Source organism: Actinomadura sp. 7K507, from assembly GCF_004348425.1.
Lineage (GTDB): Bacteria > Actinomycetota > Actinomycetes > Streptosporangiales > Streptosporangiaceae > Spirillospora.
In genome coordinates this window covers 1-2,301 of record NZ_SMKK01000480.1, presented here as the reverse complement: position 1 = coordinate 2,301, position 2,301 = coordinate 1, and the positions used below count along the sequence as shown (strand labels likewise).

Genomic DNA, 2,301 nt, shown 5'->3' with positions numbered 1-2,301 from the left:
GCCCCGAGGCGGTCTGGCGGCACCTGACCGAGGCATCGCTGCTCGCCCGGTGGTGGGTGCCCGACGACCTGCGGGTCTCCGACTTCGTGTTCGAGGCGCGGCCGGGTGGGCGGATCGTCCAGGAGTACCGCGATGCCGAGGACGCCGACGGCTCTGACCTGGTGGCCGGGCGCGCGGAGGGGGTCGTCGAGGACGTGCGCCCCGGAGAGCGCCTCGGCTACCGGCTCTCCCCCTTGCTTCCTGGAGGCGGCCTTGCCTTCACCGCCCACGTCGACCTCGCTCTGCGGCCCACCGGCGCCGGCGCGGACCTTGACGTCCACTACCGGATCTCCGGCAGCACGGTCGACTCGGCGGATTTCATCGCGGGCATCGAGATCGGCTTCGGGCAGAGCCTCGACAAGCTGGCGGCGATGTTCGCCGCGGGTTCCGGCAGTACGGACGACACCGACACAAGGAGCATGAAATGACGGAGCAGAGCGGCGGCCGCAGGGTCGTCACCAACATGAACCTCTCCCTCGACGGCTACTACGCCGGGCCGGATCCTCAGGACATGGGCTGGGTGATGCCGTACGCCGTCACCGACGTCGCCCGCGATCACCTGACGAGCCTCTGGGGGACGGCGACGACGGCCCTGCTCGGGCGGGTCAACGCCGAGGGGTTCCTCGGGTACTGGCCCACCGTCATCGGCATGGAGGGCGCCGACCCGCGCGACGAGGATTTCGCGAGGTGGCTCGTCGGCGTCGAGAAGGTGGTCCTGTCCTCGACGCTCGGTGAGGCGCCGTGGGAGCGGACGACGGTGGTGGACAAGCCGGCCGCGGAGGTGGTGGAGGATCTCAAGGCGGCGGAGGGCGGTGACATTCTCGTGCCGTCCAGTGCGAGCATCATCAAGGCGCTGCTGGCGGCCGGCAAGGTCGACCGGCTGGCGCTCTCGATCTTCCCGGTCTTCCTGGGTGGCGGGCCGCGCCTGTTCGACGATGGTCTGCCCGCGGCGCGGTGGGCGCTCGCCGGTGAGGCCGCGGGTGAGCACGGCATTGTGTCGCTGGTCTACGACCGGGTCCGCTGAGGCGGGCCGCCGGGAGTTCTGCCGTGTGCGGGTGGCGGTCGCTACAGTGCGAGGGTCACCATGCCGACGATCTGAGCCCTGGGCGGTGCCGCATCGTGATTCCCGAGCGTTTCGTTCGCGCGCTGGACGGTTTCGAGGCGGTGCTGGCGGCGACGCCGCCGGATCGGTGGTTGTCGCCGTCGCCGTGTGAGGGGTGGTGTGCGGTCGATGTCGCCGGGCACGTCACGGCGGGGCTGCTGGTGATCGAGATGCGGGCGGCCGGGCGGCCGCTCCCCCAGGACGATCCGGATTGGCGTGAGGTTGCCGGTGAGGATCCGTTGGCGTCCTGGCGTGCGGTACGTGCGCGGATGATGGCCGAGTTGGGTCCGGAGGCGCTGGCGCGCCGGGTCCGGCTGGCGCTCGGGGTGGAGGTCACGATGCGGGAGTGGCTGGAGGAGTATCCGCTGGAGTTGCTGGTCCATACGTGGGATCTGGCGCGGGCCACCGGGCAGTCGGTGGTGTTCGACGCGGATCTGGTGGGTCCGGCTTTGGAGACCGCGAGGCGGATGGCGCCTGCCGGGCGTGGGGCGGGGATGCTCGCTCCCGAGCGTTCCGTCCCGGAGGGCGCCGGTGATCAGGCGCGTCTGCTCGCGCTGTTCGGCCGCGATCCGGCCGGGGGCTGAGGGCGGGCCGGCCCCCTCCTCTCCCCCGGATTCGGGGGTGCGGCGGGCGCGGCGATGTGGTTATGGTTCGGGTATGGCCGAACGACATTGATCTTCATCTGAGGCGAGGCTCGCGCGGAGGCTGTACGTCTACGCGTTCCTCGAGGATTTCGTTCTTCTGTACCCGGTGTACGCGGTGCTGTTCGCCGATACCGGGTTGTCGCCCGCTGCGATCTCGTCGTTGTTCGTGATCTGGTCGGTCACGACGTTCGCGCTTGAGTTGCCGTCCGGTTTGTGGGCGGACGTGTTCTCGCGCCGTTTGCTTTTGGTGGCCTCTCCCCTGCTGGCGGGTGCGGGGTTCGGTTCGTGGGTGCTGTTTCCTTCGTATCCGGCGTTCGCCGTGGGTTTCGTGTTGTGGGGCGTGGGGTCGGCGCTGCGTTCGGGGACGATGCAGGCGCTGGTGTACGAGGAGCTGGAGCGGGCCGGGGCGGCGGGGTCGTATGCGCGGTTGATCGGGCGGTCGGAGGCGGTGGCGCTGCTGGCGGTGGTGGCGGCGTCGGCGGTGGCGTCGCCGGTGCTTGCTGCGGGGGGTTACCG

At 70.6% G+C, this 2,301-nt stretch carries 4 protein-coding genes; all 4 read left to right on the top strand.

All coding sequences use genetic code 11. The features are described 5' to 3' along the window. A partial coding sequence (locus E1285_RS44625) for an SRPBCC domain-containing protein (protein WP_132160956.1) occupies positions 1–467 on the top strand: 467 nt, incomplete at its 5' end. Beyond that, positions 464–1,063, top strand: a complete 600-nt coding sequence (locus E1285_RS44620; RefSeq protein ID WP_132160955.1) for a dihydrofolate reductase family protein — start codon at positions 464–466, stop codon at positions 1,061–1,063. The genes E1285_RS44625 and E1285_RS44620, both read left to right, overlap by 4 nt. 95 nt (positions 1,064–1,158) lie before the next feature. After that, positions 1,159–1,725 carry a TIGR03086 family metal-binding protein gene (locus tag E1285_RS44615; RefSeq protein WP_165967047.1) on the top strand — a complete coding sequence of 189 codons (567 nt, stop codon included), beginning with the start codon at positions 1,159–1,161 and terminating at the stop codon, positions 1,723–1,725. Positions 1,726–1,891: 166 nt separating this feature from the next. Continuing rightward, positions 1,892–2,301, top strand: a 410-nt coding sequence (locus E1285_RS44610; protein WP_347814136.1) for an MFS transporter, incomplete at its 3' end; no start/stop codon positions are given.

Coding starts and splice junctions, on each gene's coding strand:
- E1285_RS44620 (WP_132160955.1), top strand. CDS start 464: ATGACGGAGCAGAGCGGCGGCCGCAGGGTCGTCACCAACATGAACCTC.